This window comes from Solihabitans fulvus (assembly GCF_008386585.1).
GTDB lineage: Bacteria > Actinomycetota > Actinomycetes > Mycobacteriales > Pseudonocardiaceae > Solihabitans > Solihabitans fulvus.
On sequence record NZ_VUOB01000001.1, the window covers coordinates 174607 to 201600 of the forward strand.

The 26994-nt window shown below is 70.6% G+C and carries 26 protein-coding genes; 15 read left to right on the forward strand and 11 right to left on the reverse strand.

The window, feature by feature from the left end:
* The first annotated feature begins 61 nt into the window (after nt 1-61).
* From F0L68_RS00805 to F0L68_RS00815, 3 genes are all read left to right on the forward strand, one after another.
* Nucleotides 62-520, forward strand: a complete 459-nt coding sequence (locus tag F0L68_RS00805; protein WP_223198379.1) for a MarR family winged helix-turn-helix transcriptional regulator — start codon at nt 62-64, stop codon at nt 518-520.
* Nucleotides 517-1926, forward strand: coding sequence for an MFS transporter (locus tag F0L68_RS00810; RefSeq protein ID WP_149847413.1), 1410 nt, complete (start codon nt 517-519; stop codon nt 1924-1926). The genes F0L68_RS00805 and F0L68_RS00810 overlap by 4 nt, the downstream gene beginning before the upstream one ends.
* 178 nt (nt 1927-2104) lie before the next feature.
* Nucleotides 2105-3541 (forward strand): APC family permease, encoded by a 1437-nt coding sequence (locus F0L68_RS00815; protein WP_149847414.1) that lies wholly within the window; start codon nt 2105-2107, stop codon nt 3539-3541.
* 57 nt (nt 3542-3598) lie between these two features.
* Here the strand turns inward: F0L68_RS00815 and F0L68_RS00820 are convergent, their stop codons facing one another.
* Nucleotides 3599-5128, reverse strand: a complete 1530-nt coding sequence (locus F0L68_RS00820; protein WP_149847517.1) for a PucR family transcriptional regulator — start codon at nt 5126-5128, stop codon at nt 3599-3601.
* Nucleotides 5129-5224: 96 nt separating this feature from the next.
* Between F0L68_RS00820 and gabT the strand changes: the two genes are divergently transcribed.
* From gabT to F0L68_RS00840, 4 genes are all read left to right on the forward strand, one after another.
* Nucleotides 5225-6550 carry a 4-aminobutyrate--2-oxoglutarate transaminase gene (gene gabT, locus F0L68_RS00825; RefSeq protein ID WP_149847415.1) on the forward strand — a complete coding sequence of 442 codons (1326 nt, stop codon included), beginning with the start codon at nt 5225-5227 and terminating at the stop codon, nt 6548-6550.
* A 236-nt stretch (nt 6551-6786) separates the two neighbouring features.
* Nucleotides 6787-7212 (forward strand): DUF4267 domain-containing protein, encoded by a 426-nt coding sequence (locus F0L68_RS00830; protein WP_149847416.1) that lies wholly within the window; start codon nt 6787-6789, stop codon nt 7210-7212.
* Nucleotides 7213-7264: 52 nt separating this feature from the next.
* A complete protein-coding gene (locus tag F0L68_RS00835; RefSeq protein ID WP_149847417.1) occupies nt 7265-7759 on the forward strand; it encodes a cupin domain-containing protein in 495 nt (164 codons plus the stop codon).
* A 92-nt stretch (nt 7760-7851) separates the two neighbouring features.
* Nucleotides 7852-8796 (forward strand): DNA polymerase domain-containing protein, encoded by a 945-nt coding sequence (locus tag F0L68_RS00840; protein WP_223198380.1) that lies wholly within the window; start codon nt 7852-7854, stop codon nt 8794-8796.
* Nucleotides 8797-8895: 99 nt separating this feature from the next.
* Here F0L68_RS00840 and F0L68_RS00845 read toward each other — a convergent pair whose 3' ends face one another.
* Nucleotides 8896-9366 (reverse strand): GNAT family N-acetyltransferase, encoded by a 471-nt coding sequence (locus F0L68_RS00845; protein WP_149847419.1) that lies wholly within the window; start codon nt 9364-9366, stop codon nt 8896-8898.
* Between the two features lie 158 nt (nt 9367-9524).
* On the reverse strand, nt 9525-10259 hold the full coding sequence (locus F0L68_RS00850; protein ID WP_149847420.1) for an SGNH/GDSL hydrolase family protein: 735 nt from the start codon (nt 10257-10259) through the stop codon (nt 9525-9527).
* Between the two features lie 78 nt (nt 10260-10337).
* On the opposite strand from F0L68_RS00850, the gene F0L68_RS00855 reads away from it, so the two are divergent.
* Entirely contained in the window at nt 10338-10964 is a 627-nt protein-coding gene (locus tag F0L68_RS00855; protein ID WP_149847421.1) for a TetR/AcrR family transcriptional regulator, read from the forward strand.
* A 24-nt stretch (nt 10965-10988) separates the two neighbouring features.
* Here the strand turns inward: F0L68_RS00855 and asnB are convergent, their stop codons facing one another.
* Nucleotides 10989-12923: an asparagine synthase (glutamine-hydrolyzing) gene (gene asnB, locus F0L68_RS00860; protein WP_149847422.1), complete on the reverse strand. Its 1935-nt coding sequence runs from the start codon at nt 12921-12923 to the stop codon at nt 10989-10991.
* A 194-nt stretch (nt 12924-13117) separates the two neighbouring features.
* Between asnB and F0L68_RS00865 the strand changes: the two genes are divergently transcribed.
* Nucleotides 13118-14287 carry an MFS transporter gene (locus F0L68_RS00865; RefSeq protein ID WP_223198381.1) on the forward strand — a complete coding sequence of 390 codons (1170 nt, stop codon included), beginning with the start codon at nt 13118-13120 and terminating at the stop codon, nt 14285-14287.
* Here the strand turns inward: F0L68_RS00865 and F0L68_RS00870 are convergent.
* The 4 genes from F0L68_RS00870 to F0L68_RS00885 form a co-directional block, all read right to left on the reverse strand.
* A complete protein-coding gene (locus F0L68_RS00870; RefSeq protein WP_149847424.1) occupies nt 14284-14949 on the reverse strand; it encodes a dihydrofolate reductase family protein in 666 nt (221 codons plus the stop codon). The two genes, F0L68_RS00865 and F0L68_RS00870, sit on opposite strands and share 4 nt — an antisense overlap.
* Nucleotides 14949-15500: an SRPBCC family protein gene (locus F0L68_RS00875; protein WP_149847425.1), complete on the reverse strand. Its 552-nt coding sequence runs from the start codon at nt 15498-15500 to the stop codon at nt 14949-14951. Before F0L68_RS00875 ends, F0L68_RS00870 begins: the two co-directional genes overlap by 1 nt.
* The gene (locus F0L68_RS00880; RefSeq protein ID WP_149847426.1) at nt 15484-15846 is read right to left on the reverse strand and encodes an ArsR/SmtB family transcription factor; all 363 of its coding nucleotides are present in this window, start codon (nt 15844-15846) and stop codon (nt 15484-15486) included. Before F0L68_RS00880 ends, F0L68_RS00875 begins: the two co-directional genes overlap by 17 nt.
* A gap of 126 nt (nt 15847-15972) precedes the next feature.
* Nucleotides 15973-17124 carry an RtcB family protein gene (locus tag F0L68_RS00885; RefSeq protein ID WP_223198398.1) on the reverse strand — a complete coding sequence of 384 codons (1152 nt, stop codon included), beginning with the start codon at nt 17122-17124 and terminating at the stop codon, nt 15973-15975.
* A 308-nt stretch (nt 17125-17432) separates the two neighbouring features.
* Between F0L68_RS00885 and F0L68_RS00890 the strand changes: the two genes are divergently transcribed.
* A complete protein-coding gene (locus tag F0L68_RS00890; RefSeq protein ID WP_149847428.1) occupies nt 17433-18887 on the forward strand; it encodes a glycoside hydrolase family 183 protein in 1455 nt (484 codons plus the stop codon).
* A gap of 87 nt (nt 18888-18974) precedes the next feature.
* Here F0L68_RS00890 and F0L68_RS00895 read toward each other — a convergent pair whose 3' ends face one another.
* Entirely contained in the window at nt 18975-19574 is a 600-nt protein-coding gene (locus F0L68_RS00895) for a TetR/AcrR family transcriptional regulator (protein WP_149847429.1), read from the reverse strand.
* A 97-nt stretch (nt 19575-19671) separates the two neighbouring features.
* Here F0L68_RS00895 and F0L68_RS00900 point away from each other — a divergent pair, with 97 nt between their 5' ends.
* Both F0L68_RS00900 and F0L68_RS44445 read left to right on the forward strand, forming a co-directional pair.
* Nucleotides 19672-20826, forward strand: coding sequence for an epoxide hydrolase family protein (locus F0L68_RS00900; protein WP_149847430.1), 1155 nt, complete (start codon nt 19672-19674; stop codon nt 20824-20826).
* Between the two features lie 277 nt (nt 20827-21103).
* A complete protein-coding gene (locus F0L68_RS44445) occupies nt 21104-21445 on the forward strand; it encodes a hypothetical protein (RefSeq protein ID WP_149847431.1) in 342 nt (113 codons plus the stop codon).
* Here the strand turns inward: F0L68_RS44445 and F0L68_RS00910 are convergent.
* Nucleotides 21429-22193 carry a bestrophin-like domain gene (locus F0L68_RS00910; protein WP_149847432.1) on the reverse strand — a complete coding sequence of 255 codons (765 nt, stop codon included), beginning with the start codon at nt 22191-22193 and terminating at the stop codon, nt 21429-21431. The genes F0L68_RS44445 and F0L68_RS00910 overlap by 17 nt on opposite strands.
* Before the next feature lie 293 nt (nt 22194-22486).
* Between F0L68_RS00910 and F0L68_RS00915 the strand changes: the two genes are divergently transcribed.
* From F0L68_RS00915 to F0L68_RS00925, 3 genes are all read left to right on the forward strand, one after another.
* Nucleotides 22487-23650, forward strand: a complete 1164-nt coding sequence (locus F0L68_RS00915; RefSeq protein ID WP_149847518.1) for an MFS transporter — start codon at nt 22487-22489, stop codon at nt 23648-23650.
* A gap of 149 nt (nt 23651-23799) precedes the next feature.
* Entirely contained in the window at nt 23800-25104 is a 1305-nt protein-coding gene (locus F0L68_RS00920) for a GGDEF domain-containing protein (RefSeq protein WP_438672237.1), read from the forward strand.
* Nucleotides 25105-25184: 80 nt separating this feature from the next.
* Nucleotides 25185-26120, forward strand: a complete 936-nt coding sequence (locus tag F0L68_RS00925; protein ID WP_149847434.1) for an SMP-30/gluconolactonase/LRE family protein — start codon at nt 25185-25187, stop codon at nt 26118-26120.
* 65 nt (nt 26121-26185) lie between these two features.
* Here F0L68_RS00925 and F0L68_RS00930 read toward each other — a convergent pair whose 3' ends face one another.
* Nucleotides 26186-26818: a TetR/AcrR family transcriptional regulator gene (locus tag F0L68_RS00930; RefSeq protein ID WP_149847435.1), complete on the reverse strand. Its 633-nt coding sequence runs from the start codon at nt 26816-26818 to the stop codon at nt 26186-26188.
* Nucleotides 26819-26994: the final 176 nt, after the last annotated feature.

The window sequence follows — 26994 nt, forward strand, 5'->3', positions numbered from 1 at the left end:
CGGACACGTCCGACTTCGCGTGATGCATAGAGTATTCATATAAATCTTGTATGCTTCACCCATGAGCCGTCAAGCCGCCACTCCTGGCGCTGCCACTGCGATCGGGTCGGCCCTCTACGGGCTGGCCACCAGGGCTGTGCGACGCCTTCCGCGCGATATGAGCATCACCTCCGCCGCCACCCTGGCCACCCTGCACAGGTCCGGCCCGCGACGCATCACCGATCTGGCCGCGATCGAGGGTGTCACCCAGCCCGCGATGACCGTCCTGGTCCGGGTGATGGAGGAGTCCGGACTGGTCGAGCGGAGGGGCGACGCGTCCGACAAGCGGGTCACGCTGGTGTGGCTGGCCGAGGCCGGCGAGTCGTACGTTCAGACGCGGCGCCAGGCGGGCGTCGATGCGTTCGCGCGGCTGATCGACGAACTCGCCGACGACGAGGTCGAGGCCCTGGTGGCGGCGCTTCCGGCGCTGGCGCACCTGGCAGAGCTCGAAAACCAGGATCGAGAAGGGCAGAAGCGGTGACGGAGCGCACCCTGGAACGCTCCGAGGCGCGGCTGCTGGTCCCCGCCCTGATGTTCATCGCCCTGGTCGTGGCAGCGGTCGCCAGCCTCGGGACGCCGCTGATCACCAGTGTGGCGACCACGTTCCACGTCTCGCTCGACAGCGCGCAGTGGACGCTGACCGTCGCACTACTGAGCGGCGCCGTCGCCACGCCCGTCCTTGGCCGGCTCGGAGCCGGCCCGCACCGACGGGCCACGATCCTCGCCACGCTGGCGATCGTCGTCGCCGGCAGTGCGCTCACCGTGCTGCCGCTGCCGTTCGCGTTCTTGCTCATCGGCAGGGCCGCCCAGGGCGTCGGGCTCGGTCTGACGGCGCTGATGATGGGCGTGGCCCGGGACCATCTTCCCGAGGAGCGCAGCACGGCGACGATCGCCCTGATCTCGGTGGTCTCGATCATCGGCGCCGGCGTCGGCTACCCGCTCACCGCACTGCTCGCCGAGATCGGCGGCGTGCAGGCCGCCTACGGCTTCGGTCTGTTCGTCACCGCTGTCGCCTTCCTGATCGCTTGGCGTTCCATGCCCTCGGCTCCCGAAGGCCGCTCCGCTCACGTGAACGTGGCGGGCGCGCTCGCTCTGGCGGGCGGACTGTTCCTCGTCCTGTTCCTGGTCGGCCAGAGGAGTCTGTGGAGCCGTCACCTCGCCGTGGCGGTGGTCCTCGCCGTCGCCGCCGTGCTCCTGCTGTGCATCTGGACCGCCTCCGAGCTGCGCAGCAAGACGCCCCTGGTCGATGTCCGGGCGGTGCGGCACCCGGCGGTCGCCGGAGCGAACATCGCCATGTTCGTTGGCGGGAGCGGCATGTACCTCCTGCTCACGCTCATCACGCGGTACGCGCAGACGCCGCACAGCGCCGGCTACGGCTTCGGACTGACCACCTTCGTCGCCGGGCTGGTCCTCATCCCGTTCTCGGTGCTGGGGTTTGTCGCCGGCAAACTCACGCCCCGGGTTCGGACGCTGATCGACGCACCCGTGCTCCTGGCCGGCAGCGCGGTCATCGTCGGCGGCGGGTTCGTCCTCTTCGCCGCGGCCCGGTCGAACCTGGCCGAACTGCTCGTCGCGATGGGTGTGCTTGGCTTCGGCGTCGGCAGCTTCTCAGCCGCGATGCCCGGCGTCATCCTGGCCGTCACACCCAAGAGCGAGACGTCGAGCGCGATGAGCTTCAACTACGTCGTCCGCAGCGTCGGGTACTCCCTGGGCAGCGCGATAGGCGGCCTGGTCCTGGCCACCGGCACCGACACCGGTCATCTCTTCCCGAACGACCACGCCTACACCACCGCAGCGCTGGTCGGCATCGCCGCGATGGCGGTCACGACGCTGGCCGGCCTCGTTCTCGCCCGCCAACGCCCGGTGCGCTCTCGTCGTGGCCGTTGATCATTGACCGACACAGCGGCTCGATCCGTGCCACAGCTCATCCTGGCACCAGCTTGGCGAATCGGGACGGCCGCACAGGCCAAATCGGCATGGCCGCAATGCCGGCCATGCCGGGACCATGGACCGATGGTGACCCAGCGCACATCGGCCCCGACCCCGCACGGGCAGGGCGCGGCACATGACAACTGACCCGACGCGGCAGGCCACGAGTGAGCCCTCCCACCGCCCGGTGTACCGGCTGCGCCGGGGCGAACTCGGCGTGCTGGACATCGCGACCTCGACGATGGCCAACATCGGGCCAGCGTTCAGCTTCTACTTCAGTTTCGCCGGCATCGTCGCGGTGTCCGGCATCGCCTCGCCGCTGACCGTGCTGGTCGCCGCCGTGGCGATCTTCCTGCTGGGCAACACCTTGTCGGTGTTCTCGGTGCGGATGCCGAGCACCGGATCGTTCGTCAGCTTCATCGGCCGCTCGCTCGGCGCGATCCCCGGCGTCGCGTCCGCGGTCACGCTGATCGTCGGTTACGTCATCGCGCTGGCCGGGGTCATCGCGGCCACCGGCGCCATCACCGCGTTGCTGCTCAAGGACTTCCTGCATCTCACTGTGTCCTGGCAGCTCCTCTCGGCGGTCTTCGTGGTGTTCGCGTTCGTGGTGATGGTCACCGGGGTCAAGGCGTCCACGCGCGTCGCCGGGGCGTTCTTCCTGGTGGAGATGGTGGTGCTGGCGATCGTCTCGGTCACGCTGCTGATCACGCACGCCGGGTCGATCAACCTGCGGCCGTTCGACCCGGCGAACTTTCCCGGCGGCCTCAAGGGACTCGGCCTCGGCTTCCCGCTCGGGGTCTTCCTGTTCGTCGGCTGGGAGAACTCGGCGACGCTGGCCGAGGAGACCGCCGACCCACGGCGCAGCATCCCGAGGGCGATCTTCGCCAGCGTCGCGTTGATGGCGGTCACCTACCTGGTCATCTCCTACACCTCGATCGTCGGCTTCGACGACAGCACCTCGGCGATCGCCAAGGCGGACATCCCGTTCGTCGATCTCGCCAAGTCGGTCGGCGGCGCGCTGGGCGTGCTGGCGATCGCGGCCGGGTTCACCTCGACGGTCAGCGTGCTCATCGCGGCGGCCAACTCGCAGACCCGGTTGCTGTTCAACGCCGGGCGGGAACGGCTGCTGCCGGCCGCGCTCGGCCGAGTCACCCGGCGCAGCCAGACACCGTTGGTCGCCTACCTGGTGTTCTTCGTGGTCGCGCTGGCGATCACCTTCGGCTACGGCTGGCGCAAGGAGCCGCTGGTCGCGTTCGGCGACCTGGCCACGCTCGGCACCATCATGATCATCGTGGTGTACCTGGTGGCGAACCTCGGCCTGCCCGTGTACATCCTGCGGCACGATCGGGATCGGCTCAGCGTGGTCCGGCACCTGCTGCTGCCGCTGCTCGGCGCGGCCGCGCTCGTCTATCCGCTCTACAGCCTGCTTCAGCCGGGCCAGGAGGCGCCGTTCAAGTACTTCCCGCTGATCACCCTCGCCGTGCTGGTGTTGGCGGCCGGCTACGCCACCGTGCTGCGGCTGGCCGATCCCGGGGTCGGTGACCGGCTCGGCTCGATCATCGCCGATCACTGACCCGGCTCGGACCTGCCCGGTTCGCCCTTGCCTGGTTCGGACCTGCCCGGCTCGGCCTCACCCTGGCTCGGCCCGCTCCTGCTCGGTCGGCAGGAGTTGCAGCGCGAGCCACAGTTCGGCGCGCACCCCTGGCGAGTCGAGGCCGCGGCCGGTGAGCTGCTCGACCCTGCGCATCCGGTTGCGCAGGGTGTGCCGGTGCACGCCGAGCCGGGCGGCGGCGGGGTCCCACTGGCCGAGCTGCTCCAGCCACACCCGCAGGCTGGCCAGCAGCGTGCCGCCGTGCTCGCGGTCGTGCCGGACCAGCGGGGCCAGCAGCGACTCGGCGAACGCGCCCGCCGCGTCGGCGGGCAACAGGCTCAGCACCCCGGCGCCGGCGAGGTCGGCGAAGCCGGTGACCGGCCGGTCGTGCCGGACGGCGGCCGCCGCGGCCTGGGTGGCCTGCCGGTGGCCCTCGGCGAACCGGCCGTAGTCGACGGGCTCGGACACGCCGACCCGCAGCGCCGGGACCCGCTCCGGCAACCGGGACACCCGGTCGGCCGCCGCGCCGTCGGCGCCGGCCAGCACCAGCACGGTCCCGTCGAGCGTGGCCACCAGCGCGGGCCCGTCGGACCGCGCGGCCTCCGCGTCCAACAGGTCCAGCGCCGCCCGGCGCGCCGACGCGGTGCCGGCCAGGGCGAACACCCGCACCGGCGGCGCGGGCAACGGCCCCCACACGTCCCCGGCCGCCTCCCGGACCAGCTCGGTCTGGCCGGCCAGCAGCAACCGGAACAGGCCGGTGTGCAGCCTGGCGTGCGCGGCCCGCACCGCGTGCGACCGCGCCAGCCCCATGGTGAGCAGCGCGGCGGCCGTGTGCACCAGGTGCTGGTCGGCCTGCGGCGCCGTCAGGGGTCGGCCGACCGCCAGCACCCAGCGGGCCCCGTTGCCGAGGGTCTGCGCCCAGACGTGCGCGTCGGCGCAGGCGAACGCGGTGCTGGCCGGGCCACCCTGCCGGCGCAGGCGGTCCACCTCGGGGCGCAGCTCCGGCAGCCGGTCGGCCGCGCGGGACGGCTCGGCGTGGATCACCTGTCCCGCCGCGTCCAGCAGCAGCACCCAGCCGTCGACGAGGTGCGCGAGGCGGCGCACCACGCCGGCCGGCCCCGGCCCGGTCACCGCCGCGCGGGCCAGCTCGCGTTGGGCCTGGCTGGTGCGGACCAGCGCCGCGTACTGCTCGGCCGCCACCGCCATCGACACGGCCTTGCTGATCGCGATGAACGGCGTCTGCCTCGGCACCTCGATCAGCGGCAGCCCGGCCTCGGTTGCGGCGTCCGCGAGCACGGCCGGCACCCGCGCGTGGCTGAGCCCGACGCCGAACCCGAGCCCGGCGACGTCGGCGTCGGCCAGCCGACGGACGAACGCCCGGCACTCGCCCGCGTCCTCGGCCGGCAGGCACAGCCCGGTGGTCAGCAGCAGCTCGCCGCCGGTCAGGAACGGCGTCGGGTCCAGCAGCTCGCTGCCGTGCACCCAGCTCACCGGCCGGTCGGTCACCTCGCCGCCGAAATGCGCGACGAGGCCCATCGCTGGGTCGGCGAGCAGCGCCCGCAGCGTCATCGCCACGCTGTCACCTCGACGAAATGGTGCGTCATCGCGCCGAACCTAGCCGAATCCGACACTGCGGAGGGGCCAGGTCGGGGCGACGCTTGGCCGATGAGCGAGAACATCGGACGGCGACTGGTCACCGACATCCCTGGGCCGCGCTCGCTGGAGTGGCAGCGGCGGCGGGCCTCGGCGGTGGCCAGCGGGGTGAGCAGCGTCCTGCCGGTGTACGTGGAGCGGGCCGAGGACGGCCTGCTGCACGACGTGGACGGCAACGCGCTGATCGACCTCGGCGCGGGGATCGCGGTGACCAGCGTCGGCGCGGCTGCTCCGCAGGTGGCCGACGCGGTGGCCGCGCAGGCGGCGCGGTTCACGCACACCTGCTTCATGGTGAACCCGTACGAGGGCTACGTGCGGGTGTGCGAGGAACTGAACGCGCTGACCCCCGGCGACCACGAGAAGCGGTCCATGCTGGTCAACTCGGGGGCGGAGGCGGTGGAGAACGCCGTCAAGATCGCCAGGCACGTCACCGGCAGGGCCGCGGTCGTGGCCTTCGACCACGCCTACCACGGCCGCACCAACCTGGCGATGGCGTTGACGGCGAAGAACATGCCGTACAAGCACCGGTTCGGCCCGTTCGCCGGCGAGGTCTACCGGGCGCCGATGTCCTACCCCTTCCGCGACCCGGCCGGCCTGACCGGCGAGGCGGCCGCGCGGCGCGCGATCGACCACATTCAGTCGCAGGTCGGCGCGGATCAGACGGCCGCCGTCCTGATCGAGCCGATCCAGGGCGAGGGCGGCTTCGTCGTGCCGGCGGAAGGATTCCTGCCCACCCTGGCCGCCTGGTGCGCCGACCGTGGCGTGCTGTTGATCGCCGACGAGGTGCAGACGGGCTTCTGCCGCACCGGGGCGTGGTTCGCCAGCGAGCACGAAGGCGTGGTGCCCGACCTGGTGGCCACCGCCAAGGGCATCGCGGCCGGCCTGCCGCTCGGCGGGGTGACCGGCCGCGCCGAGCTGCTGGACGCCATCCACCCCGGCGGGCTCGGCGGCACTTACGGCGGCAACCCGGTCGCCTGCGCCGCGGCGCTGGCCGCGATCGCCCTGATGCGCGACCGCGACCTGGCCGGCGCGGCGCGGCGCATCGAACAGCGCGTGCTCCCCCGCCTGACCGCGCTGGCCCGGCGGCACCCCGAGATCGGGGACGTGCGCGGACGCGGCGCGATGCTGGCCGTCGAACTGGTGTCCCCGGACACCGGCGCGCCCGACGCCGCCCGCACCGCGCGGATCGCCAAGGCCTGCCACGCCGAGGGCGTGATCGTGCTGACCGCCGGCACATACGGAAACGTGCTGCGCTTCCTGCCGCCGCTGGTGATCCCGGACGCGCTGCTGGACGAGGGTTTCGACGTCGTGGAACGGGCCATCGCCGCGGAGCACTGACCGCCCGCACCCCGAGTCCGACCCTCGTTCCGGTTCCAACGCCGACTCCGGTTCCGGTTCCGGTTCCGGTTCCGACGCCGAGTCCGGCTCCAAGCCCGACGCCAAGCCCGGCCCCCGTGCCAGCTCCAACTCCAAGTCCGGCTCCAAGTCGACTCCAAGGCCGTGGACCCAAGCTCTGTTCCACACCAGAGAGCACGCCAAGCCCGCTCTCCCCGGCCATTCATCAGGAGATCGTCATGTCCGGCACGAAGGTCCCGTCCCGCGCCACCATCGGCACCGTGCTCGCCGTCCTCGGCGCCCTCTTCATCATCTACGTCGGCGCGAACTACCTGCTGCTCCCCGAGACGACGGCGTCGAGCTTCGGCCTGCCGAGCTGGCCGCACGGGCAGGGCGACGGATTCCTTGCCCTCAAGGGAATTCGGGACGTCGTGTCCGGCCTCACGATCCTCGTCATCGTGGTGGTGGGCAACCGCCGCGTCCTCGGCTGGATCATGCTGGCCCAGGCCGTCACCCCCATCGGCGACATGACCACGGTGCTGTCCTCGGGAGGATCGACCGCCACCGCGTTCGGGGTGCACGGAGCCACCGCGGCCGTGATCGCGTTCACCGCGCTGCTTCTGCTCAGCGGCTCCAGGGTTCGGTCACCGCAGCCGGTCGCCTGAGGTCGTATCTTCCTGCCGGACAAGAACAATCCCAACACAAGGAGCAACTCCGATGTCGCTGATCGTGCCGAACTTCGACGAGTCCGTTGTCGTCCGCTCCGCCGAGGCGGAGGTGATCGGCCAGGCCCCGACCACCATGCGACTGCTGGCCGACAGCAGCTCGACCGGTGGAGCGCTGTCCACCCAGCGGGTCACCCTGCTCGACGGCGCGAACGGCGCGACGCCGCACCACCACACCAAGTCCGCCGAGCTGTTCTACGTCATCGACGGCACCGCCCAGCTCCTGTCCGGCGAGGAGATCGTCACCGCCGAACGCGGCGACCTGGTCATCGTGCCGCCGGGCAAGGCGCACGCCTTCGGCGCCGCACCGGGCGAGAACGCCGACATCCTGATCGTCATCACCCCAGGCGTCGAGCGGTTCGAGTACTTCCGCCACCTCGAACGCATCGCCTACGGCAAGGTGCCGCCAGAGAGCCTGCTCGACGTGCAGGAGCTCTACGACAACCACTTCCTGGAGAGCGCGGCCTGGACCAACGCCAGGTCCTGACAGCGCCGGACCAGCCGTGACGCGAGGCCACCCGGACCGCGCGCACGGCTGGTCCACTTGCCCTACCGGCGACGAGCGGAGAGGGTGTGACCATGAGCGACGAGCAGCGGGACGGCGTGACGCTGACCAACCTCGACCAGCCGCTGTTCGACGGGGCCGAGGCGACCAAGCGCGACCTGGTCGACTACCTCGACGCCGTGCGCGACCGGATTCTTCCCGTGTTGCGGGGCAGGCCGCTGTCTGTGGTCCGGGTGCGGCCGGGGCAGGAACCGTTCATGCAGAAGAACCTGCCCAAGTACACGCCGGACTTCGTCAGCACGACGCAGGTGTGGGCGGAGCGGTCCAAGCGGGAGATCACCTACGCGCTGTGCGACGACCGCCGAACGCTGCTGTGGTTCGCCAACCAGCGCGCGGTGGAGTACCACGTGACGCTGGGGCTCGCGGGACAACTGGACCGGCCCACGTACCTGGTGCTCGACCTCGATCCGCCGGAGGGCGCGGGGTTCGACGTCGTCGTCGGCGCGGCGAAGCTGGTGCGGCGGGCACTGGCGGACGCCGGGCTCACCGGCGCGGTGAAGACCAGCGGCTCCAAGGGTGTGCACGTGTTCGTGCCGGTGTCCGGGCACGCGGACGACGTGGCCGCCGCGACGCGGGCACTGGCCGCCAGGGCCGAACGCCTGGACCCCGAGCTGGCGACGACGGCGTTCATCCTGGACGACCGGCACGGCAAGGTCTTCCTCGACTCCACCCGCGCGCACGGTGCGACCGTGGTTGCCGCCTACAGCCCGCGCATCCGGCCGAGCGCCAGGGTGTCGTTCCCGCTGGCGTGGGAGGACCTGGACCGCGTCTCCCCCAACGACTTCACCATCCGCACCGCCCCCGGCCTGCTCGGCGACCGCGATCCGTGGGCGGAGCACCTACCGGCGCCGCAGGAGCTGCCGGACGAGCTGGTCGCCGAGGGGCACACCATTCCGGTGGCGCGGGTGCAGGCCATGCACGAGGGCAAGCGGCGGGCCCGCGCCGCGCGGAACGAGTGACCCACTCGCGGCGACCACCGGCACCGCCGGTCGGGAGTCCGGGCCTACTCCCGCGCGCGGACAGGGATTTCCCGCGCCGCCTGCTCGGAAGTCCTTTCGTCAGTCCAGGATCTTGGCCATGAGCATGGTCGCCGGCCCGAAACCGGCTCGCTGGTAGAACGGCATCGAGCGATCGCTGGGCGACAGCACGATCCGCGCCGCGCCAAGGTCGCGGGCGTGACCGATGGCGGCGTCGAGCAGGGCGGTGCCGATGCCGTGGTTGCGTTGCGCGGCAAGGACAAACGCGTTGCCCAGGTAACACCAGTGCGACGCCGGCAGGCCCGGCCTCGGCATCCGACGGAACTCGGCGAGGTTGACCATGCCGACCGGCGTGCCGTCGAGTTCGGCCAGGTAGGTCACCCGACGCGGCGCTTCCTCCTCGTACCACTGCGCGAATCGCCCTTCGAAGTCGAGGTCGCCGAGCGGCCCGTCGGCCTGCTCCTCCGACCACGCGCGGCGCAGCACGGCCAGCCGCCCGGTGTCGTTGTCGGTGGCCTGCCGGACGATCAGCGCTTCGGACGTGGATGGCATGCGGTGATTCTCACGCCCGTTGATCGTCGTGAGCCACTCGATTACTCGACGGAGCGCGATCGTGAGCGGACGGATCCTGCGGTCCGGCGCGGGCTCGACGGCCGGCTGCGGGGCGTCCGGGCCCGCCAGTGGCCGCGACGCGAGCACGGGCCGTTGCGCTACGACTTGACGGTGGCGCCGAGGAACTCGGCGACGAGGTCGGCGATCATCGTGGCGCCCCTGGTGTTCTGGTGGACCAGATCCGTGGTCAGCTGTAGGCCACGGCGGCGGGCGATGCTGTCGAACGAGCGGCGCAGCACGAAATGCTGGGTGGCGGCGCGGGCGGACAGGGCACGGCCGTCCCGGAACGGGATGCCCGGCGTGTGCCCGCCTGCCGTCAGGTACGCGGTCTGCCGCTCGTTCAGCGGCAGGTAGGCGAGGCTGCGCGCCTCAGCGACCTCCCGCACCACGGCGCTGTACTGCGCGGAGCGCCGCACGGATTCGGAGTCCAACTCCTCGCCGAGCGTCGGCAGGGAGAGCAGGGCGACCCTGGCCCCTGTCTCGCCGGTGAGGCGATCGGCGATGGCAGCGAGGTTCTGCCGGTACCAGTCGATCGTCGGCCGCGTCGGCAGCTTCTTCATCCGCGTCATCATGCGGGTGTTCTTCTCGGTCAGGCTCGCGTTCGCGTCGTTGGTGCCGATGAGCACGGTCACCACGTCGGGCCGTGACTCGATCACGGAGTCGAGGCGCTGGAGCGCGTTGTAGGCGAGGTCGCCGTTGACTCCCGCGTTGGTGAAGACGAACGGCCCTCCCTCGGTGCGATGTTCGAGCATCGCGACGTAGTCGGCGCTGACCTGGCCTCGGGTGATGCTGCAACCGAGGCACACGACACGACGGGGCGTAACTGACTCCATGACGATTCCTCCAGTTGGTGAGTACTCACTAACTGCTAGAGTGGTGAGTACTCACTAACTTGTCAAGACGGAGGCGCGATGAGCACTCGTGACCGCATGGTGGACGCCGCCGCGCACGTGATGCGAACCAGGGGCCTCGCCCGCGCCACCACGAAGGAGATCGCCAGGGAGGCCGGCTACTCGGAGGCCGCGCTCTACCGGCACTTCCGCGACAAGACGGACCTGTTCGTCGCCGTGCTGACCGAACGCGTACCCAGCACGCTCGGCCCTGTGCTCGGCGGCCTGACCGGGCGCGTCGGGCAGGGCTCGGTCCTGGACACCGTGACGGAGGTCGCCAGGGCGGCCATCGGCTTCTACGAGCTGACCTTCCCCATGGCCGCGTCGGTGTACTCCGAGCCCGAGCTGCTGACCGCCCACCGCGCTGCCCTGCGCGAGCGCAACGCCGGCCCGCACCTCGTCGGCGACGCACTCGCCGGGTACCTGGCGGCGGAGCAGCGACTCGGCCGCGTGCACCGGGACGCCGACCCGAGGGCCGCCGCCGAACTCCTGATCGGCGCCTGCCTGCACCACGCGTTCATCAGCAGCTTCAGCGGCGAGCCCGGCGACGCCGACGCCGCCGACCGAGCGGCCGCGGCGCTGGTCCGCACCCTCATGGGCGGCCTCGACCCGCAACGGCCCGACCGCCCCGACGCGAGTCGCGAGTAGGGGCTGCCGGGCCGTTGCGTGACGTCAGAGCTTGACCGGGTACACCGGCTCGGGGATCTCCGGCTTGATCCGGTTCTCCACGAAGATGCCGTGCCACAACATGAACACCAGCAGCGCCCAGAGCTGGCGGCTGCGGTCGAACTGGCCGGCCTTGTGCTCCTCAAGCAACGCGAGCACTGCCCGCTTGTCCAGCAGCTCGTCGGTCCTGGAGTCCGCGATGATCCCGCGCGCCCAGTCGTACATCTCGTTGCGCAGCCACAGGCGGATCGGCACCGGGAAGCCGAGCTTGGGGCGGTTCAGCACGTGCGCCGGGATGATCTTGGCCAGCGCCCTGCGCAGCGCGTACTTCGTGGTGCCGCCTGCCAGCTTCTGGTCGACCGGGATGCTCGCGGCGATCCGGAACACCTCGGTGTCCAGGAACGGCACCCGCAGCTCAAGCGAGTTGGCCATGGTCACCTTGTCGGCCTTGGTCAGGATGTCCCCGCGCAGCCAGGTGAACAGGTCGACGTGCTGCATCCTGGCGACCGGATCCCAGTCGCGCGAAACCTGGTACCAGGGCGCCGTGACGTCCTGGAAGCCGATCCGCTCGTCGTAGTTCCGCAGCACCGCGCGCAGCTGCTCGTCGCGGAAGTTGCGGGCGTTGCCGTAGTACCGCTCCTCCAGCGTCAGCGCGCCGCGTCGCAGCAGATCCTTGCCCCGCACGCCCTCGGGGATCTTCGTGGACACCTTGCCCATCAGCTTGCGCACGCCGCCGGGCACCTTTTCGAACGGTGCAAGGGAAAGCGGCTCGTTGTAGATCGTGTAGCCGCCGAAGAGCTCGTCCGCACCTTCGCCGGACAGCACCGCCTTGACGTACTTGCGCGCCTCCCGCGCGATGAAGTACAGCGGCACCAACGCTGGGTCGGCCACCGGGTCGTCCAGGTACCAGATGATGAGCGGCAGCGACTCCATCATCTCCTGCGCCGACACCACCTTCACCACGTGCCGGACGCCGATCGCCGCCGCGGTCTCGGCGGCCACGTCGACCTCGGAGTAGCCGTCCCGGTCGAACCCGCTGGTGAACGCGATGAGATTCGGGTTGTGCTGCTTGGCAAGCGTGGCCGTCGCGGTCGAGTCGATGCCGCCGGAGAGGAACGCGCCGACCGTGACCTCGGGGTCGGAGATCATGTGCTTGGACACGGAGTCCCGCATGACGTCGGCGATGCGCTCGTACAGCGCCTCGGCCTCGGCCTCGCCGTTGACCGGCGTTGCGGCAAACCTCGGGTGGAAGTACCTGGTGAACTCGACCCGACCGCCGGGCACGATCCGGAACGACGTGCCGGACTCGACCCGCCGGATGCCGGTGTGCAGCGACTCGGGCTCCGGCACGTACTGGAGCACCAGGTAGTGCTGCAACGCGGTGCGGTCCAGCTGCTCGTGCACGCCGAGCGGGCCGGACAGCTCAAGCAGGCTCTTCTTCTCGCTGGAGAAGGCGGTGCCGCCGGGACCGGTGGAGTAGAACAGCGGCTTGATGCCGAACGGGTCGCGCGCGCCGAAGACGACCTTCTCCTGCGCGTCCCAGATCATGAAGGCGAACATGCCGCGCAGCTTGGTGACCGCGTCCGGGCCGAGGTGGTGGTACGCGGCGACGACGGCCTCGGCGTCGCCCTCGGTGTTGAACCTCGTGCCGAACCGCGCGGCGAGTTCCGCGCGCAGCTCAAGGTAGTTGTAGACCTCGCCGTTGAAGTTCATGGTGTAGCGCCTCGGGGCCTCCGGCGGGCCCCAGACCAGCGGCTGGTGCGAGTGCTCGAGATCGATGAACCCGAGCCGGTTGAAGCCGTAGACGACCTCGGCGTCAGCCCAGGTGTCGGTCTCGTCGGGGCCCCGGTGCCGTTGGCAGCGCAGCGCGGCGCCCACGGCGGCGCGTGCCGCAATCGCTTCGCTCTCGGTGGCGCAGATCAGTCCAAGCACTCCACACACGTGTACGCACACCTCATGTCTACGCCGGGCACAGGATGCCCCCAGTATGCCGTGCGCCGGTGACCGCTACGACGTTCGGTCGGTGTCGCCGCCCCTTACCCGGCGGGACGAGGCCCTACCGGGCCGAAACTGAGGGTCCCGCGTAGGCATCTGCCCGATCCGCGTAGATCACCCGTGGCGCGATACTCGGCATGATGACCATCCCGGACGTTCGCCCCGCCATCCTGACCCGCCGGATGGCGCTGCTGCTGCTCGCCTCGTTCGCCGCCATGACCAGCTTCTACCTGCTGCTGTCGGTCGTCCCCCTGTACGCGGCGACGGCCGGGGCCGGCGGGGTCGGCGCTGGCCTCGCGACCGGCGTCATGATGCTGGCCACCGTGCTGGTGGAGCTGGGCACGCCGCGCCTGATCGGCCGCTTCGGCTACCGGGCGGTACTCGCCGCCGGGCTGACGCTGCTCGGCCTGCCCGCCGCCGCGTTGGCCGCGTCGCAGGCGCTGCCGTTCGTGCTGGTGGTGTGTCTGGCGCGCGGCGCGGGGCTGGCCGCCGTGGTCGTCGGCGGCACGGCGCTGGTCGCCGAGCTGGTGCCGGCGGAGCGCCGCGCGGAGGGGCTCGGCCTCTACGGCCTCGCCGTCGGGATCCCCGCCACGGTCGGCCTGCCGCTTGGCGTGTGGCTCAGCGACCACCTCGGTTTCCGGCCCGTGTTCGGCCTCGCCGCCGTGGTCGCCCTGGTCGCGCTGGCCGCCGTGCCCGGCCTGCCGTCGCGGGGCGGGCAGGCCGACCACGACGAGCGGGCCGCGCCCGGCGGGGTGCTCGGCGTGCTGCGCACCGGGGCGATCGCCAGGCCTGCGCTGGTGTTCGCCGCCGTCACGCTCGCGGCGGGCGTCGTGGTGACCTTCCTGCCGCTGGCGTTGTCGCCGTCGGCGCGTCAGCTCGCCGCGGCCGCGTTGCTGGTCGAGGCCTCGGCCGCGCCGCTGGCCCGCTGGGGCGCCGGGCGGTTCGGCGACCGGCACGGCTCCGGCCGCCTGCTCCTGCCCGCCGTGCTCGCGGCCGCCGTCGGCACGGCCGCGCTGGTGCTGGTGGACAACCCGGTCGCGCTGCTCGCGGGAATGGCGCTGTTCGGCCTCGGGTTCGGCGCGGCGCAGAACGTGACGCTGGCCCTGATGTTCGACCGCGCGAGCAAGGCCGAGTTCGGCCGGGTGAGCGCGCTGTGGAACCTCGCCTTCGACGGCGGCATCGGCGTCGGGGCCGTCGGCTTCGGCCTGCTGGTGGGGCCGGCAGGCTATCCGGTCGGGTTCGCGGTGACCGCCGCCGTGCTGTTCGCGGCCGCGCTGCCCAGCCTCTGGGACCGACGGACCGCGGGCTAGCGCTTCGCGGTCGTGTAGGTCAGGTGGGTCACCCTGGACGACGCCTCCACGCGGGTCTGCTCCAGCGCGAGGCGGTCGGGGTCCACGCGGTCGAACAGGCGGATGCCGGTGCCGAACAGCACGGGCGCGAGGGTGACCACGAACTCGTCGACCAGGCCGGCGTCCAGGTACTGCTGGATCGTCTCGGCGCCGCCCGCGATGCGCACGTCCCGGTCGCCCGCGGCCTCGCGCGCCTTGAGCAGCGCGCTCTCGATGCCGTCGTTGACGAAATGGAAGGTGGTGCCGCCCGGCCGCTCCCACGGGTCACGCCTGGTGTGGGTGACGACGAAGACCGGGGTGTGGAACGGGGCCTCCTCCGGCCACGCCAGCTCGCCCGCCTCGAACATGCGCTTGCCCATGACGCTCACGCCGGTGCGCTCGTACGTCGCCCGTACGAAGTCGTTGTCTAGCCCCTCCTCGCCGCCCTCGCCGAGCTTGGCGCTCTCCCGGAACCAGCGCTGTGGGAACACCCAGGCCTGTAGTTCCGACCACTTCGCCAGCCAGCGCTGGGCCCTCGGGTCGTGCTGACCCTTGGGCGAGAAGACGTCCTCGACGGGCACGGCTTCCGGCGCCATGAAGCCGTCCAGCGACATCGTCACGCTGAAGAACACCTTCCCTGCCATCAGCTTTCCGCTCCATTCCTGGTGATTTCGTCTTGGGTTGGTTCGTTTGGGGTTGGTTCGTTTCGGGTGAGTTCTGCGACGTAGGCCGCCAGGTTGCGCAGGGTCTGCTCGCCGCCTTCGATCGCGTGGTACTTCGTCACGGCCTCGTCGCGCAGTTCCCTGGTGGGGAACAGCGTGTGCATCACGATCCGGGTTTGCTCGCCGGCCGACTCGAAGGTCAGGACCGACTCGAAGGCGTTCGGGTCGTCGTGGGACTCGCCGTGCAGTAGCTCGATCCGTTCCGGCGGGACGATCTCCCGCCAGGTGATCCACTCCTGGTAGTCGGTCCCGTCCGGCCCGTGCATGACGAAGTCCCACTCCCCGCCGACGCGGAACTCGAAGGACCGCGTGCTGGTGGTGAAGCCCTCCGGCCCCCACCACCGCGACAGGTGCCGGACTCGCGTGAACGCCTCGAACACCAGCTCTCTCGGGGCGCCGATCACCCGGGAGATCACGATCTCGCGGTCCGCGATCGCGGGTGCGGGCTCGCCGCCGCTACTGGTCGTCGTCATCGGGTGATCCCTCCTGCCTTGCCTGCTTCAGCTCCTGCACGTACTGGTCCAGCCGGTCGAAGCTCTCGCTCCAGAACTGCTCGAAGCCGCCAACCCACTCGTGGACCGGCCGCAGTCCGCCTGCGTCCAGGCCGTACAGCCGCTGCCTGCCCGCCTCCCGGACCCGCACGAGCCCGACCTCCCGGAGGACCCGCAGGTGCTTGGACGCCTGCGGCTGGGTCATCCCCAGGTTCCGCGCCAGGTCGGTCACCGGCCGCTCGCCGCCCCGCAGCAGCACCAGGATCTCCCGCCGCTGCGGTTCGGCGATCGCGTTGAACGCGTCCGAGGTCGTCGCCGCTCGTGCCATGACACCATCATATGCCCATATGGGAATGCGTCAACTCCCCGTCACAGCACGGGAGGTGCTGTGACGGGGAGTGACGGGCTGGAACTGTCAGGCAGGCGGACGGCAGCTGGAAGGCCGCCGACCGTCCTAGTCGCCCTTGACGTTCAGGATCTGGCGCAGGGTGTGCCGGACCTCGACGAGGTCGGCGGCGTCGGCCATCACGATGTCGATGTCCTTGTACGCCTGGGGAATCTCGTCGATGAACGCCGCGGTGTCACGGAACTCGATGCCGGCCATCGCGGTCCGCAGGTCCTCGTGGGTGAACGTCCGGCGAGCCGCCGAGCGCGAGTAGTTGCGGCCGGCGCCGTGCGGCGAGGAGTTCAGCGACAGCCGGTTGCCCTTGCCGACCACGACGTAGCTCGCCGTGCCCATGCTGCCGGGGATCAGGCCCGGCTTGCCCTCGGTGGCCTCGATCGCGCCCTTGCGGGACACCCACACGTCCTTGCCGCGGTGCCGCTCGCGCTCGGTGAAGTTGTGGTGGCACGCGATGCGCTCGATCTCGACGACGTCGGTGCCGATCCACTCGGACGTGCAGGCCACGACCCGGTCCATCATCTCCTCGCGGTTCTGGAGCGCGAACTCCTGCGCCCACCGCAGTTCCTTGATGTAGGACCAGAACTCGTCCGTGCCCTCGACGAGGTAGGCGAGGTCGGGATCGGGCAGCGAGATCCACCACTTCGCGCAGAGTTCCTGCGCCACCTTGATGTGACGCTGGGCGATCCGGTTGCCGACACCGCGCGAACCGGAGTGCAGGAACAGCCACACCGCACCGGTCTCGTCGACGGTGACCTCGATGAAGTGGTTGCCGGAGCCCAGGGTGCCCAGCTGGAGAGCCCAGTTCGCGCCATAGCGGGCCGGATCGAACCCGCTCTTCTCGGCCTTGGCCGTCAGCGCCTCGATGCGGGGCGCCGCGGTGTCGGTGATGGCGGTGTTGTAGTTGCCCGCCGACAGCGGGATGGCCCGCTCGATCGCCTCGCGCAGCTCGGACAGCGGCTTCGGGTGCGCGGTGACGTCGTCCAGGTGGAACTGGGTGCGCACGGCGGCCATGCCGCAGCCGATGTCCACACCGACCGCGGCCGGAATGATCGCGCCGAGGGTGGGGATGACGGAGCCGACCGTCGCGCCCTTGCCGAGGTGTGCGTCGGGCATCAGGGCGAGGTGCGGGAAGATGAACGGCATGCCGGCAGTCTTCTCAGCCTGTTCGCGAGTGCTGGGCTCCAGAATGGATGCCCAGTTCATGAGTCGCTTGCTGATCTGCTGCACGGGACTGCTCTCCTGACGGGTCAAGCTGATGGGTTGGCGGGTCACGGACCTGCGCCGCGATGGTCGCGGGCAGACTCAGTGTGACCGATCAAGGTCGGTCGCGCCGCCGAATTTCGCCCCGCCCGGACCGGGTCGGTGAGGTCCGCCGGCACCGCGCTGAGTTCGTGAAATGGAGTGAACATCGGCGCCACCGCACGCGGAACCCTGTGTCGTGTCATCAGGATTTCATCGGACGCGGTTAGCGTCGGCTCGGTACTGCGGTGAAGTCTCTCGAAGGGGCAGGCATGCGCCACGATGATGGCACCGGCACGAACCAACCAGCAGCGGACGTTCTCGGCGGCACGGCGCCGCGCATAAGCCGTTCGACCTTCCTCAAGGGCGCGGCGGGTGCGGTGCTTGGCGCGGGCGCCCTGTTCGGCGGTGTCGGCGGCGCGGTGGCCGCCGCCGCGACCGGCGCGTCGAGCAGCCCGAGATCCCCGTTCCCCGCCGGCTACGTCAAGGACCTCACCGGCAACGAGACGGCCAGGTTCGGCTTCACCGGCACCGATCTCGGCTTCACCGCGAAGACCAACCACGGCTACTGCATCTCGATCTTCGGCGACACCTTCGACCAGCCTGTCCCCGCGCCGACCGACACCGGCTGGCGGTCGCCGGTCGGGCTGCGGCAGTCCAACGGCGACATCCAGAACGGCATTCGCTGGGACAACTGCATCGGCGGCGACCGCGCGAAGAAGATGATCCCGTACGACCCGGTCGACGACGAGACCGCGCGCAACGTCCCCGGCCAGCCGCGCACCGAGATCCCGAACGACCTGGTCCACCTGCCCGACGGCCGCTACATCATGACGACGTTCGGCGTGCGGGACTGGGCCGACCCGACACACGGCGGAATCCCCAGCGCGGGCGGCAGTTGGCGCACCTGGTACTCCCGGATGTGGACGTCGACCGAGACGCACGCCGAGAACTGGGAACGCACCTGGAACCTGGACACGAACCAGCAGAACATGGACTTCTGGAACGCGGGCGAGTGGTCGCACTTCCAGAACAACTCCATGATCATGTGGCCGAACGAGCCCTTCGTCTACATCTACGGCACGAACGAGGGGCGGTGGCGCGGCGGCGGCATCCACCTGATGCGCGTGCCGTGGGACCAGATGTGGCGGCCAAGCGCGTACCAGTTCTGGGGCGACAACGGCGGGTGGGACTGGCGGCAGAACGGGCCGTCGACGCCGATCCTGTCGCCGACGGACGGAAGCGACGCCATCGGCGAGATCTCGGCGCAGGTCATCGACGGACAGGCCGTGTTGTCCTACCTCAACGGGCGATACGGCGCGGTGACGGTCAGCGCGCCATACCCGACGGGAATGTGGACCGCGCCCAAGATCCAGGTGACCTACCTCCAGGCCGCGAACCTCTACGCGCCGGTCGTGCACCCGTACTCGACGACGGGCAACACCCAGCTGTTGGTGTCGCAGTGGATCACGCAGGGACCGGGTTCGCCGTTCTACGGCGTGCGGCAGTGGTCCGGCTCGCTCAACAGCCTGCGCTTCGCCGAGGCGGCGACCGCCGAGCGGCTGGTCGTGACGTCGCAGGAACCCGCCCACCCCGGTCACCAAGGGCCGCTCGCGCCGCAGTTGCAACGACTTCCGCTCCAGGATCGGATCGCGATCCTCAGCGCCAACGCCCATGACCGCGTGAGCCGCGACGACATCGCGGCCGTGGCGACGGGACAGCGCTGACCTGAACGTGTGCCCGGCCGGGAGCCCCCAGTGCCCGGCCGGGCACGCCCAGTTCGGCGGCCCGGACTTCGTGCCGGGGTCGGGAAGTCAGGCCTGGTCGCCCACGAGCGCGAGTGCGCGCGACTCGGGAACTCCCAGCATGAGCAGGCTCGTGATCGTCGCTGCTCGGGCGTCGAGGGGCACGGTCGACCGATCGCTGTCCGCGATGGCGAACACCACGCCGTAGGCAAGCTGGCTCAGCATGCCTGCCGGCAGGTGCTGGGCGAACACATCCCTGTCCTGGCCCCGTTTCACGAGGTCGGCGAGGAGTTCGTCGACCGGCCCGAGCAGGCTGTGGATCGCCTCGCCGTACTCGCCGCGGCGCAGTGCCAGCAGCACTCGGTACCGGTGCGCGACCGGCCAGACGCGGGCGATGAACTCGACCCACGTCGCGTCCGCGTCCGCGTGAGCGGCGTTGGCTTCGGTGAGCACGGCTGTCATCTCGGCGACGGCCCGTTCCGTGAGTGTCCGAACCAGGTCGAGGCGCGAGGGAAAGTGGCCGTAGACGGTGCGGCGGACGACGCCGGCAGCGGTGGCGATGTCGCCCATCCCGGCGTCGGGGTTGTCTCCCAGCACATCGAGGGCGACGTCGAGGATGCGATCGCGGGTCTCGTTCATCGAGCGCGCACGGGAGGACTCGGTGGGCACGGCACCATTGTTGCACACTGGTGTGCAATGAAGTAGGTTGCACACCAGTGTGCAATGAGAAGCTGTGCCGTGCCTCGAAGCTCAGGAGACGAAGGCCATGACCGCACCGACGTCGACTCTCGTCCGCCCGTTCACCGTCTCGATCTCGGATTCGGAGATCGACGACCTGAAGCGGCGACTGGCCAGAACTCGATGGCCGGATCCGGAAACGGTGGGCGACTGGTCGCAAGGGGTTCGCGTGGAGAACGCCAGATCTCTGGTCGACCACTGGGAGCGCGGCTACGACTGGCGGCGCTTCGAGTCCGAGCTCAATCGCTTTCCCCAGTTCCTGACCGAGATCGATGGGCTGGACATCCACTTCATCCACGTCAGGTCCACAAACCCCAACGCGATGCCGCTGATCCTCACGCACGGATGGCCGGGCTCGATCGTCGAGTTCCTGAAGCTGATCGGCCCGCTGACCGATCCGGTGTCATTCGGAGGAGACGCCGCCGATTCGTTCGACGTCGTCGTCCCGTCGCTCCCCGGGTTCGGGTTCTCCCAGAAGCCCACGGAGACCGGGTGGACCGTCTCGCGCATCGCAGGCGCGTGGGCGGAGCTGATGAAGCGCCTCGGCTACCCGAGGTGGGCCGCGCAGGGCGGCGACTGGGGTGCCGTCGTCACCACCGCCCTCGGCGCCAGGCAACCTGAGGGGCTGCTCGGAATCCATCTGAACACCCAGTACGCCTTTCCCGCGCAGATACCCGACACCTTGTCGCCAGAAGAGCGCTACGCCGTGGAGACCCTCGCCCGCTACACCGGCGAGCTCGGTGGGTCGAACCACCTTCAGGGCACGAGGCCGGAGACGGTCGGATTCGCCCTGGCGGACTCTCCCGCCGGTCAGGCAGCGTGGATCTATGAGAAGTTCCAATCCAAGACCGACAACCACGGGCTCGCCGAGGACGCCCTCGGCGTCGACGACATGCTCGACGCGATATCCCTCTACTGGTTCACCAACAGCGCGGCGTCGTCCGGCCGCATCTACTGGGAGAACAGGTCGCTCACTTTCGCCGGCCCGAAGCTGACGCTTCCGGTCGCGGTGACCGTCTTCCCAAGGGACATCCCACGCCTGCCGCGAAGCTGGATCGACGACACCTACAGCAATCTGATCCACTACGGCGAGGCCGACAAGGGCGGGCACTTCGCGGCCTTGGAACAGCCCGAGATCCTGGTCAGCGAAATCCGCACCGGCCTGCGCGCCCTTCGTTCCTGACATGCCGCCGGCCGGCTAATTCGGTGCGGGGTGGCCGGTGGCTGCTCCGGCGGCGGCCGCCACGGCGAGCACGAGGATCGTGATCACCGGACTGTCGAACGGAGATGGGTTGTCCGTGCGCGAAGTGGCGGCCTGGTCGGGGGTTGGCCGAGGGTCGTCCCGAACCGGCCCCGGCGCCGGGTCCGTGGTCCTGGGCACGGCCGCAGGGCTTTCGGTCTGCGGGGGCGGTGCCGGTGTCGCGGCAGGACTTGGCGCCGGCTGGCCGGGACTCGGTCGCGTGGTTTCCCTAGTCGGCGCAACCTGTTGCCGGGTGTGCGGCGCGGGCGGCACCAGCCTCGGTGGGGCGGGCGGCACGATCACCGGCGGTGTCGGCGGTACCGGCGGCACGATCACCGGGGGCACCGGCGGCACGATGACGGGCGGGACCGGGGGCACGATCACCGGCGGTGTCGGCGGTGTCGGCAGAAACGTTGGCGGCACTGGAATAACGGTGGTACGAGCCGGCGGCGCGGGCGACTGCGGGGACGCGGCGGCGACCAGATTCCCCAGTCCCATCAGGGACACGGCGATGCCGAAGGCGGTCAGCGTGGCGCGCACCGCCGTCACCGGTTCGGCGTGAAGGCGGCCAGGGCGTCGCGCAGCGGCTCGGGATCGATGTGCAGAACGCCGCGGTACGGGCTGCGGGTGGCGAAGACGACGAAGACTCCCGTCGCGATCACCGCCGCCTCGGCCAGCAGCGGAATCATGGACGCGGCCGTGTGCGGCAGCCCCATCAGCAGCACGTGTCCGAGCGCGGCCAGCGCGGTGAGCACCAGGCACGCCAACAGGCCCTTCGGCAGACTCGTGGTCGCGTCGTGCAGGCGGCTGCGCCGCGCTTCCGTTGCCACGTCGAGATATTTCAGCACCCGCGTGCGGGCCGCCTGCACGGAACCGTCGGTCGTGCGGATCGCCAGCACGCCGGAGGCGATGCGGGGCAGGGACTGGTCGGGGTCGCGCTCGGAGTCCCTGGTCGCTAGCGCGGGCCACTCCAGGTCGAGGACCGTCTGGGTGTAGGCGCGGACCTCGCCCTGAAGTTGTTCGCCGCCGGGCAGATCACCGAGGCTGGCGAACAGGCCGGCCAGGGCGGCGGCCTCGTCGCGCACGTGGCCGGTGGCGTGGTCGTAGGCCTGCCAGGCGGTGATCACCGACAGCGCGAGCGACACCAGGAAGAGCGCGTTGAGCATCGCCCCCACCGGGCCCGTCGCCTGGTCGTGCCAGCGTTCCCTGCGCTCCCCCAGGCGGGTGGTGCGCAACAGCAACGCGGCCGCCGCGACCAACACGACCACGCCGAGCGCGACCAGCGCGCACCAGATGATGATCTGTGTCATCGCGTCTCCTACCGTTGCGGGACAGGGCGATCGTGCTGAACGTAGGCCCTGGGAAACGCACCGTCGACGGTCCGGACGGGACAATCGCTCAATGCAGTGAATCCGGCCAGCGCGGCTATCGACCGCTCTTCGCGGCGACGAGACTGCGCGACCGCTGACAGGCCGCGATCCGCCAGCTACGGTGACGCGACCGGCCGCGAACCGGCCGAACTCCGGATGGCCAAAGGGGTGTCGCCGTGCCCGCCGACCGCGTCGGTTTCCTCGCGGTACTGCGCGTGCCCGAGTTCCGCGCGATGTGGGCGGCCGAGCTGCTGTCCATCGCGGGCGACCAACTCGCCAGGGTCGCCCTGTCGGTGTTGGTGTTCCAGCGAACCGGCTCGGCGTTCCTGACCGGCCTCACCTACGCGCTGACGTTCGTGCCCGCCCTGGTCGGCGGCATCCTGCTGGCGGGCCTCGGCGACCGGTATCCCCGGCGCGACGTGATGGTCGCGGCCGACCTCGCGCGGGCGGCGCTGGTCGGCCTGATGGTGGTGCCAGGCATCCCACTGTGGGCGCTGTGCGCGCTCGTGGCGCTCATGACGCTGCTCAACGGCCCGTTCAAGGCCGCGCAGCAGGCCCTGCTGCCGGACGTGCTGACCGACGGGAAGTACGTGACCGGCATGGCCATCAGGAACATCACCAGCCAGTCGGCCCAGCTGGTCGGTTTCGCCGGCGGCGGGGCGCTGGTCTCGGCCGTGAGCCCGTCGGTGGGGCTGGCCATGGACGCCGGCACCTTCCTGCTGTCCGCGCTGCTGCTGCGCCGAGGAGTCGGGCACCGCCCCGCCGCGCGCCGAACGCCGACGCGGCCGTCCTTTCTTGCCTCCACCGGCGCGGGCATCCGCCTGGTGTGGCGCGATCCCGGCCTGCGCGCGCTGATCGCGCTGTGCTGGCTGGCCGGGTTCTACGTCGTGCCCGAGGCGCTGGCCGCGCCCTACGCGGGCAGTCTCGGCGGCGGGGCGCTCGCCGTCGGGTTGATCATGGCGAGCGACCCGGTCGGCAGCGTCGTCGGCGGCATCGTGTTCGGCAGGTGGGTGCCGGAGCGCGTCCAGGTGCGGGTGATCGGCCTGCTCGGCGTCGCGGCGGGGCTGCCGCTGGCGTTGTGCGTGCTGCGTCCGGGACTGATCGCCTCGATGGTCCTGTTCGCGCTGTCGGGAATGGCCGCGACCGCCTACAACATCCAGGGCACCGCGTCGTTCGTCCGCCGGCTCCCCGACGAGCAGCGGGCGCAGGGCGCCGGGCTGCTGTCCACCGGCCTGATCACGGTGCAGGGACTCGGCGCGCTCGTCGCCGGCGCCCTCGCGGACCGAATCGGCCCGGCCCACACCATCGCCCTGGCCGGCATGACCGGGGCGGTCGTGGCGGTTCCCATCGCGCTGGGGTGGAGCCGGGCGCGTCCGAAATGGTCGGCGGAGGAGTGAGTGACAGGTGGCTCACGTGTCGCGGTTGCGCATGACGGCGGCCTCCCTCCACTGCTCCGGAGCGGCCGACGAACAGCGTTCGTGGCCGCTGGCCGTGATTGGGTGGACACTGGTGGTAGACATCACCCAGGGATGCGTTCGTCATGAGTATGAATGACACCGGCCCGCCTGTTCGAGCCGTTGCGCGCGTCCGAGATCGCATGTCACCTCGTCGGTGGAGTCTGTTGGCGCAACGACCGCGCCTGATCGGTTACGTGCTGCTGGTCGAAACAACCGCGCTGGCCCTCACCGCGGCGACGGCGGCCACCGTGTCGATCCGCCCCCGCGAGGTCGCGGTGCTCGCCGCGCTCGCCGGGATGGGCGTCCTCCAGGCCGAACTCGGGCGGCAGGTCGAGCGGGTTCGCCGACGCGTCAACAACACGCCGCACATCAACATGACCTCGGTGTGGACCTTCGCCGGGGTGCTGCTGCTCCCGACGGTCCTCGTCGCGGTCCTGGTCGCGACGCTGTACCTGCACCTCGCCGTGCGCAGCTGGTACCGGTTGCGGCGCGTGCCGGCGTTCCGCACCGTGTTCAACTCGTGCCTGGTCATCCTGACCTGCCACGCCGCCGGATTCGTGCTGGCGCGCACCGGGATCGACGGCATGGACGGCGCGCTCGACAGGGGTTGGACCAGCATCGGCGCGCTCGCCCTCGCCGCCGTCACGTACTTCCTCGTCGGCGCGCTGGTCGCCGTGCCCGGCCTGAGCGTCACCTCGCGCTCGTTCCAGGAGTTGTTCGGTGGCTGGGCGGACAACCTGCTCGAGGTCGCCACCCTGTGCCTCGGCATGCTCACCGCGCTGGCGCTGGCCACGTTCCCTGCGCTGGCCGCGGTCGTGATCCCGCCGCTGTTGCTGCTGCACCGCGGCGTGCTGGTCAAGCAGCTGGAGGTCGCGGCGACGACGGACGAGAAGACCGGGCTGTTCAACACCCTCGGCTGGCACAACCTGGCCAGCCACGAGCTCACCAGGGCCAAGCGCGACGAACATGCCAGCTTCGGCGTGCTCATGGTCGACCTCGACCACTTCAAGCTGATCAACGACCGGCACGGCCACCTGGCGGGCGACACGGTCCTCAAGGCCGTCGCCACGACGATCGGCCACGCGGTCCGCGACTACGACTCGGTCGGCCGGTTCGGCGGCGAGGAGTTCGTCGTCCTGCTGCCCGACATCGCCGAGACCGAGGTGGTCACGGTGGCCGAACGCATCAGGGACGCCGTGGCGCGGCTGGAGGTCGAGGTCGCCGACGGGGACGAGGAGAAGGTCATCACGGGCCTGTCCGCGTCCATCGGGGTCGCCACCTACCCCGGTGCCGGCACCGTCGTCGAACGGCTCCTCCAGGCCGCGGACACGGCCCTGTACGAGGCGAAGAACACCGGCCGCAACAAGGTCGTCAGCATCGTCGACGTGGCCTGATCCAGGGTGGCAGGAACCTGCCGTTTCTGGCTCGGCGCAAGGCTTCCCGTCCGGCCCGGCGCGCTCCTAGGATCGCCGTCATGCGTACCTACCGGTTAGTAGCTTCCCTCGTCGCGGCGGCCGCCATCGCCACGGCCCTCGCCGCGCCCGCGCAGGCCGTGTCCCTGACGATGCCCGGCTGCGGGGACGCCGTCCAGGTCTCGACCTTTCACCAGGGCAACGGGGACTTCCTGGAGAACCTGGCCTTCGACGGCGAGGGTGGCCTGTGGATCGCGAACTCCTCGGCCAACCGGATCGACCGCTACGCGCCGGACGGCCGCGTGACGGCGACCGTGCCGGGCATCCGCGCGGCGGCCTCGATCCGCAAGCGCGGCGACTCGCTGTACGTGAACTACGGCGACGGCGTGCCGGATCACCTGCTGCCGTTCAACAACGCCGGTGTGGTCCGCGTCGACCTGGCCACCCTCGCCGTGTCGCCGTACGCCGATGGGCTGCACGTGGCGAACGGCTCCGCGTTCGACTCCGCCGGCAACCTCTACGTCAGCAACAGCGGTGGGCTGACCATCGCCCGCGTTCGCCCCGGCGGCCAGGTCGAGCCCGCGTGGGTCACGCTGCCAAGCACCCCCAACGGCGTCACCGTCATCGGCGACACCCTGTATGCCACGCTCACCCTGGACCTGCGTTCCCCGGTCGTCGCCGTGCCGCTGGCCGACCCCGGTGCCTGGCGAATCCTCACCGAGCTGGCCTCGCCGCTGTTCAAGGGGCTCGACGACGTGTACGCGGGCCCAGACGAACAGCTCTACGTGGCCGGCAACCTGGTCGGCGAACTGTTCCGCGTCGACCCGGCCACCGGGTCGGCCTGCCTGCTCGCGGCCGGCCTGCCGGCGGGAATCACCAGCCAGGTCACCAACGGCATCACCAGCGTCAGCATGGCGCACGACTTCGGCCCGTACGCGGGCGACCTGTTCCTGACCGCCGGCAACGGCACCATCACGCGACTGTCCACGCGTCACTGACGCGGCGCCCCGCATGACTTGCCACGCAAGCAGGTTCGGAGCGTTACGGAGTGCCGGGGACGCTGCTAGAGCCGCCCCGGCAGCAGCCAGGAGCGGGGGTTGAGGCCGCCGAGGGCCGTGTCGACGATGCGGTCGGCGTACTCCTCGGTGAGTGGACCGGTGCGCAGGAGCCAACGGTTGAGCAGCGGGCCCCAGAGCAGGTCGATGGCCACGTCGAGGTCGATGTCCGTGTCGAGCTGTCCGGCCTTCCATGCCTTGCGCAGGCGCTGACGCTTGATCTCCTGCATGGGTTCGTGCAGGCGTTCACGGTAGGTCGCGGCCAGCTGCGGGTCGTGCGCGATCTCGGTGTTCAGCGCGCGCAGCGGCTGGTCGTAGCGGGGATCGTTGAGCTCGGCGACCGTCGCGCGGAGGGCGGTCTTCAGGTCGCGGGCCAGGTCGTCGGTGTCGGGCAGCGCGGCGGTCCGGGTCTCCCGGTCCTCGCTCAGCATGAGGACCGCGTCGACCAGGACCGCCCCCTTCGAGGGCCACCAGCGGTAGATCGTCTGCTTGCCGACACCTGCCCTGGCGGCGATCGCCTCGATGGTCAGTTTCGCGTAGCCGACCTCGCCGACCAGGTCGAACGCGGCGGTCAGGATCGCCCGGCGCGAGGCCTCGCTGCGACGGGTGGCACTTGGCGCGGCCTTGGGCTGTTCGGACATGCGGCGACCGTACAAGAGTCAAGACGAACCGTCTCGTCTTGAGAGCAGCGAGACGAAACGTCTCGTCTTCAGGAAAGCAAGACGAACCGTCTCGTCTCCAGAAGCGAGATGAGACGGTTCGTCTTGACTCAGGTCGCGCGCAGTTCAGAACTGTGTGGACGCTCCCCTGTGTGCAC